At 72.4% G+C, this 14,575-nt stretch carries 8 protein-coding genes; 3 read left to right on the top strand and 5 right to left on the bottom strand.

Annotated elements, in window-relative coordinates:
• Positions 1 to 179: 179 nt before the first annotated feature.
• The gene (gene pepN / locus ACIQTO_RS33640; protein WP_402396214.1) at positions 180 to 2,753 is read left to right on the top strand and encodes an aminopeptidase N; all 2,574 of its coding nucleotides are present in this window, start codon (positions 180 to 182) and stop codon (positions 2,751 to 2,753) included.
• A 172-nt stretch (positions 2,754 to 2,925) separates the two neighbouring features.
• On the opposite strand, the gene ACIQTO_RS33635 is transcribed toward pepN, so the two are convergent.
• Both ACIQTO_RS33635 and acnA read right to left on the bottom strand, forming a co-directional pair.
• Complete coding sequence (locus tag ACIQTO_RS33635; RefSeq protein ID WP_402396211.1) at positions 2,926 to 4,230, bottom strand: glycoside hydrolase family 18 protein; 1,305 nt, start codon at positions 4,228 to 4,230, stop codon at positions 2,926 to 2,928.
• 179 nt (positions 4,231 to 4,409) lie between these two features.
• Positions 4,410 to 7,055, bottom strand: coding sequence for an aconitate hydratase AcnA (gene acnA, locus ACIQTO_RS33630; protein WP_402396208.1), 2,646 nt, complete (start codon positions 7,053 to 7,055; stop codon positions 4,410 to 4,412).
• A 463-nt stretch (positions 7,056 to 7,518) separates the two neighbouring features.
• On the opposite strand from acnA, the gene ACIQTO_RS33625 reads away from it, so the two are divergent.
• Both ACIQTO_RS33625 and ACIQTO_RS33620 read left to right on the top strand, forming a co-directional pair.
• Positions 7,519 to 7,926, top strand: a complete 408-nt coding sequence (locus tag ACIQTO_RS33625) for a type II toxin-antitoxin system VapC family toxin (RefSeq protein ID WP_402396206.1) — start codon at positions 7,519 to 7,521, stop codon at positions 7,924 to 7,926.
• 112 nt (positions 7,927 to 8,038) lie between these two features.
• Positions 8,039 to 8,692, top strand: a complete 654-nt coding sequence (locus tag ACIQTO_RS33620; RefSeq protein ID WP_402396203.1) for a superoxide dismutase family protein — start codon at positions 8,039 to 8,041, stop codon at positions 8,690 to 8,692.
• Between the two features lie 49 nt (positions 8,693 to 8,741).
• Here ACIQTO_RS33620 and argF read toward each other — a convergent pair whose 3' ends face one another.
• The 3 genes from argF to ACIQTO_RS33605 all read right to left on the bottom strand — a co-directional run bounded on the left by argF (position 8,742) and on the right by ACIQTO_RS33605 (position 14,389).
• Entirely contained in the window at positions 8,742 to 9,743 is a 1,002-nt protein-coding gene (gene argF / locus ACIQTO_RS33615) for an ornithine carbamoyltransferase (protein WP_402396201.1), read from the bottom strand.
• 240 nt (positions 9,744 to 9,983) lie between these two features.
• Positions 9,984 to 12,674 carry a polynucleotide kinase-phosphatase gene (locus ACIQTO_RS33610; protein ID WP_402396199.1) on the bottom strand — a complete coding sequence of 897 codons (2,691 nt, stop codon included), beginning with the start codon at positions 12,672 to 12,674 and terminating at the stop codon, positions 9,984 to 9,986.
• Positions 12,671 to 14,389, bottom strand: coding sequence for a 3' terminal RNA ribose 2'-O-methyltransferase Hen1 (locus ACIQTO_RS33605; RefSeq protein ID WP_402396197.1), 1,719 nt, complete (start codon positions 14,387 to 14,389; stop codon positions 12,671 to 12,673). Before ACIQTO_RS33605 ends, ACIQTO_RS33610 begins: the two co-directional genes overlap by 4 nt.
• Positions 14,390 to 14,575 lie beyond the last annotated feature (186 nt).

Raw genomic sequence — 14,575 nt, 5'->3', positions numbered from 1 at the left:
GGGTCCATCCGATCCCGAACACCCGCGCGGCGCCGCTGATTCCGGACCGGCGCCCCGGTTTGTGCAATGGTACCGGCGCGAGGGGCGTGAAAGGATGCCCCCGCAGCACCACAACGCGCAGCACCCACCGCACCAGTGAACACCGCACCACCGTGCGAGCCGGACAAAGGAGTACCGCCGTGCCGGGCAAGAACCTGAGCCGCGACGAAGCCCAGCAGCGGGCCAGCATCCTGTCTGTGGACAGCTACCAGGTCCGGCTGGACGTGACGTCGGCCCCCGACCCGGCGGCCGCCACCTTCCGCTCCACCACCACGATCGCCTTCGGCTGTTCCGAGCCGGGCGCCTCGACCTTCCTCGACCTGCTGGCGAGCGCGGTCCGCGCGGTCACCCTGAACGGCCGCGCGCTCGACCCGGCCACCGCCTTCGACGGTGCCCGGGTGCACGTCGACGGCCTCGCCGACCGGAACGTCCTCGTGGTGGACGCCGACTGCGCGTACAGCCGCACCGGCGAGGGCCTGCACCGCTTCACCGACCCGGTGGACGGCGAGACCTACCTCTACACCCACTACGAGCCAGCCGACGCCCGCCGGGTGTTCGCCACCTTCGAGCAGCCCGACCTGAAGGCCCCGTTCTCCTTCACCGTCACCGCGCCCGCCGCCTGGGACGTCCGGTCCAACGCCGTGCACGAGGAGGTGACCACCGAGGGCGCCGCCCGCACCTGGCGGTTCGCGCCGACGCGGCCGATCTCCACCTACCTCACCGCCGTGGTCGCCGGCCCCTACCACGTGGCCACCGACCACTACAGCCGCACGCTGGCCGACGGCACCACCCTGGAGATCCCGCTCGCCGCGCTGTGCCGCAAGTCGCTCGCGCCCTACTTCGACTCCGACGAGATCCTCGGCGTCACCAAGCTCGGACTCGACTTCTTCCACGAGGAGTTCGACTACCCGTACCCGTTCGGCAAGTACGACCAGGCCTTCGTGCCCGAGTACAACATCGGCGCGATGGAGAACCCGGGCTGCGTCACCTTCCGCGAGGAGTTCATCTTCCGCTCGAAGGTCACCGACGCCGCCTACGAGGGCCGGGCCAACGTCATCCTGCACGAGATGGCGCACATGTGGTTCGGCGACCTGGTCACCATGCGCTGGTGGGACGACCTCTGGCTGAAGGAGTCCTTCGCCGACTTCATGGGCTCCTACGCGCTGATCGGCGCGCGCACCCGCTACTCCGCCGCCTGGATCACCTTCGCCAACCAGCGCAAGGCCTGGGCCTACCGGCAGGACCAGTTCCCGACCACCCACCCGATCACCGCGGACATCCGGGACCTGGAGGACGCCAAGCTCAACTTCGACGGCATCACCTACGCCAAGGGCGCCTCGGTGCTCAAGCAGCTGGTGGCGTACGTCGGTTCGGAGGCCTTCTTCGAGGGCGCCCGCCGCTACTTCAAGCGGCACGCCTTCGGCAACACCGAACTCGCCGACCTGCTGGACATCCTGGAGGAGACCAGCGGCCGCGACCTCAAGTCCTGGGCCGCCGCCTGGCTGCAGACCGCCGGCGTCAACTCGCTGACCCCGCAGGTCACCGTGGACGCCGAGGGCCGGATCACCGAGCTCGCCGTCCTCCAGGACGCCGGGAACGGCAGCGTCCTGCGCCCGCACCGGATCGCCGTCGGCCTCTACGACCGGGACGCCGACGGCGCGCTGGTGCGCACCGACCGGATCGAGCTGGACGTCACCGGCACCCGCACCGTCGTGGCCGAAGCCGTCGGCCGCCCCCGGCCCGCGCTGGTGCTGCTGAACGACGACGACCTGACCTACTGCAAGATCCGCTTCGACGCCGAGTCCCTGGAGACGCTGCGCGGCGGCCTCGGCGACATCGAGGGCGACCTGGCCCGGGCACTGGCCTGGTCCGCGGTGTGGAACCTCACCCGGGACGGCCTGATGCCGGCCCGCGACTACATCGCCCTGGTGCTGCGCTTCGCCGGGCAGGAGTCCAACATCGGCGTGCTGCAGTCCCTGCACCTGCAGGCCAAGGGCGCCGTCGACCTGTACGCCGACCCGGCCTGGCGCGGCGAGGGCGGCCGGCTGCTGGCCGACGGCGCGCTGCGCGAGCTGCGCGCCGCCGCCCCCGGCAGCGACCACCAGCTGGCCTGGGCCCGCTTCCTGGCCCAGACCGCCAACGGCTCCGAGCACCTGGGCCTGGTCCGCGGCCTGCTGGCGGGCACCGCCCGGATCGACGGCCTGGACGTCGACCAGGAGCTGCGCTGGGCGCTCTGGCTGGCGCTGGCCGCGGCCGGCCAGGCCTCGGACGAGGAGCTCGCCGAGGAGCTGACGGCCGACCACACCGCCAGCGGCAAGCGCCAGTACACCCAGTGCCTGGCCGCCCGGCCGACCCCGGAGGCGAAGGCCGCCGCCTGGTCCGCCGTGATCGACTCGGACGAGCTGCCCAACGCGCTGGTCGAGGCGAACATCGCCGGCTTCGCGCTGCCCGGGCACCGCGACCTGACCGCGCTGTACGCGGCGCCGTACTTCAAGCTGCTGGAGCGGGTCTGGTCCGAGCGGACCATCGAGATCGCGATGCGGATCGTCGGCGGGTTCTTCCCGCACGCCCAGATCAGCGAGGAGACGCTGGCCGAGGCGGACGCCTGGCTGGCCGGGCACCCGGACGCGGCGCCGGCGCTGCGCCGGCTGGTGCTGGAGCGCCGGGACGACCTGGCCCGGGCGCTGCGGGCGCAGGCCTGCGACCGCGCCTGACACCTCGGCCGGCGCCTCCTGCCGAGGCCGCCGGCCGGTACCGCTCGCCGGCACCCGCCGGCACGGGGACGGGCCCGCCGCGATCGCTCGCGGCGGGCCCGTCCGTGTCGTGCGGGGACCGGCGGTGTGGCGCGGGGGCCGGCGGTGGCCGCCGGGCCCGGTCCGGCCGGGGTCAGTTGCCCCGCAGCCCGCGGTCCAGGGCGGCGATCCCGCTGCCCCGGGCGTCGTCGCCGTCCAGCGACCAGACCATCACGCCGCCCAGGTCGTTCCAACGGGCGTAGCGGGCCTTGGCGGTGAGCACCTCGGCGCTGTCGTAGCTGTAGAAGGTGGTGCCGTCGTACTTCCAGGACGCGCCGTGCTCACGGTCGACGGAGAGCTTCCCGGGCAGCGCGTTGATCTCCTGGTAGGTGAGGTCGCCCGCGGCCGCGGTGGCCGACTGGTACAGGCCGTTGCGGCTGCCCGCCGGGACACCCGTCCAGCCGTGGCCGTAGAACGGCGCGCCGAGCACGGTCTGGCGGGACGGCAGGCCGCGCTCGGCGTAGTGGTCGACGGCCTTGTCCGCGCTGCGCTGACGCGGCTCGGGGTCGGTCGGGTCGGAGTAGAGGTTGGCCTGGTGGTTGGTCGGGCCCTTGCCCTCCCACGGACCGTGCAGGTCGTACGTCATCAGGTTGAGCCAGTCGACGGACTTGGCGACCTCGGGCAGCTCCAGCCGGTCCGCGACGGTCTCGTTGGCCGCCACGGCGGCGGTCAGCAGGTAGTGCTTGCCCTTCTTGCCGCTGAGCGCGTCCAGCTGCTTGCGGAACTCCTGCATCAGCAGTGTGAAGTTGCGGCCGTCCTCGGGCCGGACGACGTTGCCCGCGTCACCGCCGCCGCCCGGGTACTCCCAGTCGACGTCGATGCCGTCGAAGACGCCCGCGGCCACCCCGGTGCCGCCCTCGGGGGCGCCGGCCAGCCGGGGCAGGTTGCCCTTGATGTAGAGGTCGAGGCAGGAGGAGACGAACTTCTTGCGGGCCTCGTCGGTGGCGGCCGCGTCCGAGAAGTACTTGGACCAGCTCCAACCGCCCAGCGAGATGACGGTCCTGAGCTGCGGGTTCTCGGCCTTCAGCTTGCGCAGCTGGTTGAAGTGGCCCTTGAGCCGCTGGCCGGGCGCGTCGGCCCGGCCGTCCACCGAATCGGCGGCGGAGAAGGGGCGCTGGTAGTCGTTGAGGGCGTCGCCCTGGCCGGCCTCGTTGGACTCGAAGCAGGTGCCGTCGGCGGAGACGTTGCCGAAGGCGTAGTTGATGACGGTGAGCTTCCCGGCCTGGCCGGACTCCTGCACCCGCTTGGCGGAGCTGTTGGCCCCCCACTGGGTGAAGTAGCCGACCCGCTCCCCCTTCAGCCTCGGGCCGTGGCCGCGGTCGTGGGCCGAGGCGGCGGGGGCGGCGACAGCGGAGGCCACCGTGACGGCGGCGAGGAAGGCAGCGGTACGACTGAGCATGCGCATACGAGAAGACCTGCGGCTTTCTCTGAATCAGCATCAAGTGGTCTGGACCAAGCTGAAACAGAGGTTTAGTCCATTCGGCCCGGACATACAAGAGGCCGGACCGCGTTGACGCGATCCGGCCTCTTGACTGTCTCTTTACCGTCGGGGCCTCAGCCCCGCGGTGCGTGCGCTGGTCAGCCGATCAGGCTGCGCAGCACGTACTGCAGGATGCCGCCGTTGCGGTAGTAGTCCGCCTCGCCGGGGGTGTCGATGCGCACGACCGCGTCGAACTCGACATCGCCGGCCTTGACCTTGACGGTCGCCGGGGTGCGGCCGTCGTTGAGCTCGGTCACACCGGTGAAGGAGAAGGTCTCCTCGCCGGTCAGGCCGAGGGACTCGGCGTTCTGGCCCTCCGGGAACTGCAGCGGCAGGACGCCCATGCCGATCAGGTTCGAGCGGTGGATGCGCTCGTAGGACTCGGCGATGACGGCCTTCACGCCCAGCAGCGCGGTGCCCTTGGCGGCCCAGTCACGGGACGAGCCGGAGCCGTACTCCTTGCCGGCGAGGACGACCAGCGGGATGCCGGCGGCCTGGTAGTTCTGCGAGGCGTCGTAGATGAACGACACCGGCGCGTCGGCCTGGGTGAAGTCGCGGGTGTAGCCGCCCTCGGTGCCCGGCGCGATCTGGTTGCGCAGGCGGATGTTGGCGAAGGTGCCGCGGATCATCACCTCGTGGTTGCCACGGCGCGAGCCGTACGAGTTGAAGTCGCGCTTCTCCACACCGTTGGCGGTCAGGTACTGCGCCGCCGGGGTGCCCGGCTTGATGTTGCCCGCCGGGGAGATGTGGTCGGTGGTGACCGAGTCGCCCAGCTTGGCCAGGACGCGGGCACCGGCGATGTCGGTCACCGGGCTCGGGGTCTTGGCCATGCCCTCGAAGTACGGGGGCTTGCGGACGTAGGTGGACTCGGCGTCCCACTCGAAGGTGTTGCCGGTCGGGACGGGGAGCGACTGCCAGCGGTGGTCACCGGCGAAGACGTCCTGGTAGCCCTTGTCGAACATGGCCTCGTCGATGGAGCCGGCGACGGTGTCGGCGACCTCCTTCTCGGACGGCCAGATGTCGGCGAGGAAGACGTCGTTGCCGTCGGCGTCCTGGCCCAGCGCGTCGCGGGTGATGTCGATGTTCATGTTGCCCGCGAGGGCGTAGGCGACCACCAGCGGCGGGGAGGCCAGGTAGTTCATCTTGACGTCGGGGTTGATCCGGCCCTCGAAGTTGCGGTTGCCGGAGAGCACCGAGACGACCGCCAGGTCGGACTCGTTGACGGCGGCCGAGACCTCCTCGGGCAGCGGGCCCGAGTTGCCGATGCAGGTGACGCAGCCGTAGCCGACCAGGTTGAAGCCCAGCTTCTCCATGTACGGGAGCAGGCCGGCCTTCTCGTAGTAGTCCATGACGACCTTGGACCCGGGGGCCAGGGTGGTCTTGACCCAGGGCTTGACGGTCAGGCCCTTCTCCACGGCCTTCTTCGCCAGCAGGGCGGCGCCCAGCATGACGGAGGGGTTGGAGGTGTTGGTGCAGGAGGTGATCGAGGCGATCACGACCGCGCCGTTGTCGATCTCGTAGGTCGAACCGTCGGGGGCGGTCACCGCGGTCGGCTTCGAGGCCTCGGCCGAGTAGGTCGGCAGCGCCTCGGCGAACTTGGTGGCGGCCTCGGCCAGGATCACGCGGTCCTGCGGGCGCTTCGGGCCGGAGATCGACGGGACGACGGTGGAGACGTCCAGCTCGAGGTACTCGGAGTAGACCGGCTCGACCGACGGGTCGTGCCAGAGGCCCTGCTCCTTGGCGTACGCCTCGACCAGGGCGAGCTGCTGCTCGCTGCGGCCGGTGAGCTTCAGGTAGCTGATGGTCTCGGCGTCGATCGGGAAGATCGCACAGGTCGAGCCGAACTCCGGCGACATGTTGCCGATGGTGGCGCGGTTGGCCAGCGGGATCGCGGTGACGCCCTCGCCGTAGAACTCGACGAACTTGCCGACCACACCGTGCTTGCGCAGCATCTCGGTGATGGTGAGCACCAGGTCGGTGGCGGTGGTGCCGGCCGGCAGCTGGCCGTTGAGCTTGAAGCCGACCACGCGCGGGATCAGCATGGAGACCGGCTGGCCGAGCATCGCGGCCTCGGCCTCGATGCCGCCGACGCCCCAGCCCAGCACGCCCAGGCCGTTGACCATGGTGGTGTGCGAGTCGGTGCCGACGCAGGTGTCGGGGTAGGCCTGGCCGCCCCGGACCATGATCGTGCGGGCCAGGTGCTCGATGTTCACCTGGTGGACGATGCCGGTGCCCGGCGGGACGACCTTGAACTCGTCGAACGCGGTCTGGCCCCAGCGCAGGAACTGGTAGCGCTCCTTGTTGCGGCCGTACTCGATCTCGACGTTCTGGACGAAGGCGTCCGGGGTGCCGAACTTGTCGGCGATGACGGAGTGGTCGATGACCAGCTCGGCCGGGGCCAGCGGGTTGATCTTGGCCGGGTCGCCGCCCAGCTCCTTGACGGCCTCACGCATGGTGGCGAGGTCGACCACGCACGGCACGCCGGTGAAGTCCTGCATGATCACGCGGGCCGGAGTGAACTGGATCTCCTGGCTCGGCTGGGCGTCGGCGTCCCAGTTGCCGAGCGCGCGGATGTGGTCGGCGGTGATGTTCGCGCCGTCCTCCGTGCGGAGCAGGTTCTCCAGCAGCACCTTGAGGCTGTAGGGCAGCCGCTTGGAACCCTCGACGGCGGAGAGCTTGAAGATCTCGTACGACTCGTCGCCCACCTGCAGCGAGCTGCGGGCGTCGAAGCTGTTCGCGGACACGACTGACTCCTTCTAGGTGCTTCGTGCGGTATCCGGCCGCCACGGTGGTAAGGTCACCCTTACTTAGGTTGACCCCGCCCGCACCGCCGGTGAGCGCCTCTCGGCAAGTATCTTGATGTCGAGATATATAGTAGTGGGCAGTTATCTCGATGTCGAGATAAACCATAGTGCATGGCGGCGCGTCCGCCACGTCGGCACCACCTCCACACTGCCCCCACCCGGCACATCCCGCCCGAACCCCTTGTGACGAGGCCCCCAAGGCCGGGCGTCCAACGGTGGGCATCAAACGGTGGGCATCAAACGGTGGGCGGCGGGTCGGGGCGGAGCGGGGCGCAGGCGGGGCGCAGGCGGCGGACCGGGAGCGGGCCCGGCACGGGCGGCAGGCGGCGGGTCCGGCGGCAGACGACCGGTAGCGTGACCGGCGACGTGACATGACGGACGGGAACGGGCCGGGGGCCGACTGATGATCGTGGTGGACGCATCCGCACTGGTACTGGCGCTCGCCGACGAGGGTGAGCGCGGAACGGCGGCCCGCGCCGAGCTCGCGGCCGACGGCGAGTGGGTGGCCCCCGAGCACATCGTCATCGAGGTCATGCAGTCGTTGCGCGGCCTCTACCTGGCCAAGGAGCTCACCGCCGAACGGGTCGGCGAGATCGTCGCCCGACTGCCCGAGCTGGCGATCCGCAAGGTCGGGATCACCCCGCTGCTCGGCCGGATCTGGGAGCTGAAGGACAACCTCACCCCGGACGACGCCGCGTACGTCGCGGTCGCCGAGCGGTACGGGGCTCCGCTGGTCACGGCGGACCTGCGGCTGATGCGGGCCAGCGGGCCGCGCTGCGAGATCCGGGGGATCCACGGCTCGGCCGGGTAGGACAGCCGGGACGCCGGGGAGGCCGGGGCCGCCCAGGGGGTGTCCGTTCGGTACGGGCCACCGTTGAGCAGGGCGTCCGCCGTACCGCTCCCCCACCCCGGAAGGCCCGCCGATGCCCGGTCCGATCGCCGCCGCCCTGCTCCCGCTCGCCCTGCTGGCACCCACCGCGGCCGCGGCGGCCGCCCCTCCCGCGCAGGCCGCCCACACCGCACCGGCGTCGCCGGCCGCCGGGGGTTCCGTGCGGCCGACCGCCGACGCTGCCGCCGAGGGCTCCGACAGCTCCGCGGCCCGGACGGTCTCGGTGGTCGAGGCCGCCTTCGACCCGGCGTCGGCCTTCGTCCCGCCGACCGCGATCAGCCACGCCACCGACCTGGTGCCGTACGGCTCGCACGTCCGCGTGGTGATCGACCGCTCGGTGCCCGGGCGGACGCTGCTGACCCTGACCGTGGCCGGACTCGCCCCGGACCACGAGTTCCCGGCACACCTGCACACCGGCTCCTGCGGGGCCGACCCGGCCGCCTCCGGTCCGCACTACCAGCACCTCGCCGACCCGGTGCAGCCGTCCACCGACCCCTCCTACGCCAACGACCGCAACGAGCTGCGGCTGACGCTGCGCACGGACGGCCGGGGCGCCGGCTCGGCCGCCGCCTCGGTGGCCTGGCAACCCCGGCCGGGCGAGGCCCGCTCGGTGGTCCTGCACGCGGGCACCCCGGCCGGCCCGCACGCCGCGGGCGACCGGGCCGGCTGCGTGAAGCTGAAGCCGTGACGCTGAGGCCGTGACGCCCCTGGGGTCCTGAGGTCCCGGATCCGGGACCTCAGGACCCCAGGGTGGCGACCAGCACGGCCTTGATGGTGTGCAGGCGGTTCTCCGCCTGGTCGAAGACGATGGAGTGGTCCGACTCGAACAGCTCGTCGGTGCACTCCAGCTCGGCCATCCCGGTCGTCTCGTGCAGCTGCCGGCCGACCACCGTGCCCAGGTCGTGGAAGGCGGGCAGGCAGTGCAGGAACTTCACGGCCGGGTTGCCGGTGGCCCGGACGGTCTCCATCGACACCTGGTACGGCTTGAGCAGCTCGATCCGCTCGACCCACACCTCCTTGGGCTCGCCCATCGAGACCCAGACGTCGGTGTAGAGGAAGTCGGCGCCGGCCACGCCCGCGTCGACGTCCTCGGTGAGGGTGATCCGGGCGCCGGTCGACCCGGCGAGCACCTCGGCCGCCTTCCGGACGTCCTCGGCGGGCCAGAGCGCCCGGGGCGCGACGATCCGGACGTCCATACCGAGCAGGGCGCCGGTGACCAGCAGCGAGTTGCCCATGTTGGAGCGGGCGTCGCCGAGGTAGGCGAGGGCCACCTCGGTCAGCGGCTTGGCGGTGTGCTCCTGGATGGTCAGGACGTCGGCGAGCAGTTGGGTGGGGTGCCACTCGTCGGTCAGACCGTTCCAGACCGGGACCCCGGCATGGGCGGCCAACTCCTCGACGACCGCCTGGCCGTGCCCCCGGTACTCGATGCCGTCGAACATCCGGCCCAGCACCCGGGCGGTGTCCTTGATCGACTCCTTGTGGCCGATCTGCGAGCCGGACGGGTCCAGGTACGTGGTGGTGGCGCCCTGATCGTGGGCGGCGACCTCGAAGGCGCAGCGCGTCCGGGTGGAGGTCTTCTCGAAGATCAGCGCGATGTTCTTGCCACGCAGCCGGGGCTGCTCGGTGCCCGCGTACTTCGCCGCCTTGAGCTGGGCGGCGAGGTCCACCAGGAAGCGGAACTCCTGGGGAGTGAAGTCGAGCTCCTTGAGGAAGTGCCTGTTCCGGAGGTTGAAGGCCATGCCGGGCTCCTGGGGTGACGTGGACGAACAGCGAAGCGGCAATTATATACGATGCTCGGAATTTCTATGCAAAGACTTCGCGATACTTCGGCCGGCGGCAGCCGCCGTGCCGGGCCGCACGGCCCGGGAGCGGCACGCACCGGCCGGGCCTGCGACGCGGCGGACCCTGCGGGGTGACCCGCGGGACCCGCCCGGTCCGCAGCGGTGCGGCTCCCCGGCGGGAGCACCCTGGGACGGACCCTAGAGCCGGGGGTCGACCGGCTCGGACTCCAGCGCGAGGACGGCGAAGACCGGCTCGTGCACCCGCCAGAGCGGCTCACCCGCCGCCAGCCGGTCCAGCGCCTCCAGGCCGAGCGCGTACTCGCGCAGCGCCAGCGAGCGCTTGTGCCCGAGGAAGCGCTGCCGCAGCTGGTCCAGGTACTCGGTGTAGTCCGGCCCGTAGATGATCCGCAGGTACTCGCGGCCGCGGACCTTGACTCCGGGCTGTACCAGCCCGCCCGGGCGGCCCTCCCCGGCCCTGCCCCGGGCCGGCGAGACCAGTGGCTTGACCACCATGCCCTCGCCACCCGCCCCGGTGAGCTCCTCCCACCAGGTGACGGCCGCCGCGACGGACGCCTCGTCACCGGTGTCCACCAGCAGCCGGCCGGTCCGGTGCAGGACCGGGGACCGCGGCTCCGCCGCGTGGTCGGCGTCGACCAGGCCGTCGATCCAGGCGAGGTGCTCGTCGTGCGGACGCACCGCGAGGTTCGCCCCCTCGGCCGCCAGCACCTGGAACGGTGCCAGCCGGATGCCCGCCAGGCCCTCGGTCGGCCAGCAGTACCGCCGGTACGCCTCGGTGAACGCCTGGGCGTCGGCGGCCCGCTGCCGCTGGCGGGACGTCAGCGCGGAGAGGTCCAGCCCGCGGCCGGCCGCCTGCTCCAGCGCGGTGAGCACCCGCGGCAGCGCCGCGCGTGCCGCCGCGCCGACCGCCGCGTACTGGCGGCGCAGCAGTTCGGTGGCCTTGAGGGACCACGGCATCAGCTCGGTGTCCAGCAGCAGCCAGTCGGTCCGCAGCTGGTCGAAGAGCCCGGAGCGCTCCGCCGCGGCCCGCAGCCGGCCCAGGACGGCGGCGGTCAGGTCCTCGTCGCCGAGGAAGGCCCGGCCGGTGCGGGTCCAGATCGCCCCCGGGCCGGCCGGCCCGAACCGCTTCTCCAACGCCGTGTCGTCCCGGGCCACCAGCACCACCGCGCGGGAGCCCATGTGCTTCTCCTCGCAGATCACCTGCCGGACGCCGTCCTCGCGGTAGGCGAGGAAGGCCTCCTCCGGGTGTTCCAGGTAGCCGGGGCGGCGCGAGGTCGCGCTCGGCGCCATGGTCGGCGGCAGGTAGGCGAGCAGCCGGGGGTCGATCGCGAACCGGCTCATCACCTCCAGCGCGGCCGCCGCGTTCTCCTCCCGGACGGCGATCCGGCCGTGCAGGGCGGTCTCGACCACCCGGCGGCCCGCCACGTCCGCGAGATCCAGTGGACGGCCCTCGCGGGAGCCGGGCGCGTCCGTGATCATCGGCCGGACCGGCGCGTACCACTCCCGCTCCGCCTCGACGCCCACCAGCTCGCGCTCCGGGTAGCGCAGCGCGGTCAGGCTGCCGCCGAAGACGCAGCCGGTGTCCAGGCAGATGGTGTTGTTGAGGAAACTCGCCACCGGCACCGGTGTGTGGCCGTAGACCACCAGGGCCTTGCCCCGGTACTCCTCCGCCCACGGGTAGCGCACCGGCAGGCCGTACTCGTCGGTCTCACCGGTGGTGTCCCCGTACAGCGCGTGCGAGCGCACCCGGCCGGAGGCCCGGCCGTGGTACTTCTCCGGCAGACCGGCGTGGCAGACCACCAGGGCCCCGCCGTCCAGCAGGTAGTGGCTGACCAGGCCGCGCATGAACGTCCGGACCTCGGCGCGGAACTCCTCCGACTCGCCCGCCAGCTGGTCCAGCGACTCCTGGAGACCGTGCGAGACGGTGACCTTCCTGCCGTCCATCGCGCGGCCGAGCTTGTTCTCGTGGTTGCCCGGCACGCAGATCGCGTGCCCGGCCGCGACCATGCCCATCACCAGGCGCAGCACACCCGGCGTGTCCGGGCCGCGGTCGACCAGGTCACCGACGAAGACGGCGGTACGGCCCCCGGGGTGGACGGCGTCCACCGGGCGGCCGGCGTCGTCCCGCGCGAGGGCGTAGCCGAGGCGGGTGAGCAGGGTCTCCAGCTCGGAGCGGCAGCCGTGGATGTCCCCGACGATGTCGAAGGGGCCGGTGAGGTGGCGCAGGTCGTTGAAGCGCTTCTCCGGCACGATCTCGGCGGCCCCGACCTCGGCCTCGCCGCGCAGGACGTGCACCTTGCGGAACCCCTCGCGCTCCAGACCGCGCAGCGAACGGCGCAGCTCGCGGTGCTGGCGCGGGACCACGTGCGCGGGCAACTGGCGGTCGGGGCGGGAGCGGTTGCGCTCGGCGCAGACGCCCGGCGGGACGTCCAGCACGATCGCGATCGGCAGCACGTCGTGGTCGCGGGCGATCCGGATCAGCTGCTTGCGGGCCTCCGGCTGGACGTTGGTCGCGTCCACGACGGTCAGCCGGCCGGCGGCGAGGCGCTTGCCGACGATGTAGTGCAGCACGTCGAAGGCCTCGGCGGAGGCGGACTGGTCGTTCTCGTCGTCGGACACCAGGCCGCGGCAGAAGTCCGAGGAGATCACCTGGGTGGGCAGGAAGTGCTCGCGGGCGAAGCTGGACTTGCCCGCACCGCTGGTGCCGATCAGGACGACGAGGGAGACGTCGGTCACCGGGAGGCGGCGCGCCTTCGCGGCGGCGGGGGCCTCGGGTGCGGGGGCCTCGGTGGTGCCGGGCTCGGTGGTGCCCTGGTCGGGGGGCGTCCCCTCGGTGGGGCTCGGGAACTGCGCGTCGTCGTCGGTCGTCATCGGGGCTCGCCCCCTTCGGGCGTCGTACGGTCGGATGTGGTGGTGCCGGCGGCTTCGATGGTCTCGCGGTCGGCCCTGGTAGTGGCACCGGCGGTTTCGGTGGGCGCGGGCTCGGTGGGCTCGGCCTCGGTGGGCGCGGGCTCGGTGGGCGCGGGCTCGGCCGTGCTGCCGAGGCGGAACAGCGCGAGCTGGGTCGGCGGCCCCACGTCCGGGTCCTCCGGCCCGACCGGACGGATCACGACGGTGTAGCCGTAGGACCGCGCCACCCGCTCGGCCCAGGCGCGGAACTGCGCGCGATCCCACTCGAAACGATGGTCGGCATGCCGGACGTGCCCGGCCGGCAGACTCTCCCAACGGACGTTGTACTCGGCGTTCGGCGTGGTGACCACGACCGCCGACGGACGGGCCGCCCCGAGCACCGCGTACTCCAGGGCCGGCAGCCGGGGCAGGTCCAGGTGCTCGATCACCTCGCAGAGCACCGCCGCGTCGTAGCCCTTCAGCCGCGTGTCCGTGTACGTCAGCGCGCCCTGGACCAGCTTGACCCGGGCCACCTGACGCTCCGGCATCCGCTCCAACCGCAGCTTGCGGGCGGCCGCGGTCAGCGCCCGCGCGGACACGTCCACACCGAGCACCTCGGTGATCCGGGAGTCCTTGAGCAGCGCGCCGATCAGCTCGCCCTGCCCGCAGCCGAGGTCGGCCACCCGGGCCGCCCCGACCTCACGCAGGGCGGCCAGGATCGCCGTCCGGCGCTGCTCGGCGAGCGAGGGCCGCTTCGACGGCGCCCCGTCCTCGGCCGGTCCCGCCGCGATCGGTCCTCCTTCGGCCGGTCCCGCCTCGGCCCGCCCGGTGGCGGCCGGGTGCGCCGCCCCGGGCTCGGGGCCGTCGGTGTCGTCGACCGCGTTGTCGATCTCCTCGACCTCGCGGTCGTCGGCCTCGGCGAGCCGTGCCAGCTCCAGGCGCTCCATCGCGGTCCGGGTCAGCGACCAGCGTCGCGAGAGGTACCGACGGGCGATCAGGGCCCGCTCCGGGTGGTCGGCCAGCCAGCCCTCGCCGGCGGCGAGCAACTTGTCGACCTCGTCCGGGGCGACCCAGTAGTGCTTGGCACCGTCGAGCACCGGCAACAGCACGTAGAGCTGCTGGAGCGCGTCCGCGAGACGGACGGTGGACGAGGCCAGCTCGACCCGCACGTAGCGCGACTCGCCCCACTCGGGGAACGACTCGTCCAACGGGATCGCCACGGCCTCGACCTGCCAGCCCAGCGGCTCGAAGAGCCGGGTCACCATGGCGGGCCCGCCACCCTCGCCCGAGCCGTTGGCGGGCACGGCGGGCAGTGCGATCCGCAGCGGCCGGGGCCGGTCCGCCAGCCCGGGGCGGGCCTCGCAGACACCCTTCATCGCCGTGCGGAACACCGTCCGCAGGGCCACCGCGAGCAGCGAGGACGCGGCGTAGGGGCGGTCGTTGACGTACTGCGCGAGCGCGAAGTCCGGTGAGCCGCCCCGGCCCTTGCCCCGGCCCCTGCGGACCAGCGCGATCGGGTCGATGTCGAGCAGCAGCGCGGCCGTGCAGAGTTCGTCGCCCGCCGCCGGGTAGAAGACGTGGGCCTCCCCGTGCGACGTCCCGAACCGCTGGACCTTGCCGGGGTGTTTGTGCAGCAGGAAACCGAGGTCGGTGGCCGGGCTCTCGGCAGTACCGGTGGTGGAGATCGACATGAACACCAGCCCGAGTATTGCCCAGCACCCGCCCGCCGAGCACCGGGTTTTGCGCGCCGGGGAACGGCGCGGCCCCCGGGCGGCCCCCCGCGATGACCTGCCGCGACCCCGGTCTCCACCACCTCCGGCACCGGCACCGGCGCGGCCCGGGACGGCCCGCCGCGCTGTCCGCACGGTGAGCGTGTTCGGCAC

This window comes from Kitasatospora sp. NPDC091207 (assembly GCF_044768625.1).
Classification (GTDB): Bacteria; Actinomycetota; Actinomycetes; order Streptomycetales; family Streptomycetaceae; genus Kitasatospora.
This window is presented reverse-complemented; position numbering and strand designations above follow the sequence as displayed.

What these genes read in the sequence shown, in the direction of transcription:
- argF (WP_402396201.1), bottom strand. Translation starts at nt 9,743, where the DNA reads ATGGCCTTCAACCTCCGGAACAGGCACTTCCTCAAGGAGCTCGACTTC.
- ACIQTO_RS33625 (WP_402396206.1), top strand. Translation starts at nt 7,519, where the DNA reads ATGATCGTGGTGGACGCATCCGCACTGGTACTGGCGCTCGCCGACGAG.
- ACIQTO_RS33610 (WP_402396199.1), bottom strand. Translation starts at nt 12,674, where the DNA reads ATGACGACCGACGACGACGCGCAGTTCCCGAGCCCCACCGAGGGGACG.
- ACIQTO_RS33620 (WP_402396203.1), top strand. Translation starts at nt 8,039, where the DNA reads ATGCCCGGTCCGATCGCCGCCGCCCTGCTCCCGCTCGCCCTGCTGGCA.
- ACIQTO_RS33635 (WP_402396211.1), bottom strand. Translation starts at nt 4,230, where the DNA reads ATGCTCAGTCGTACCGCTGCCTTCCTCGCCGCCGTCACGGTGGCCTCC.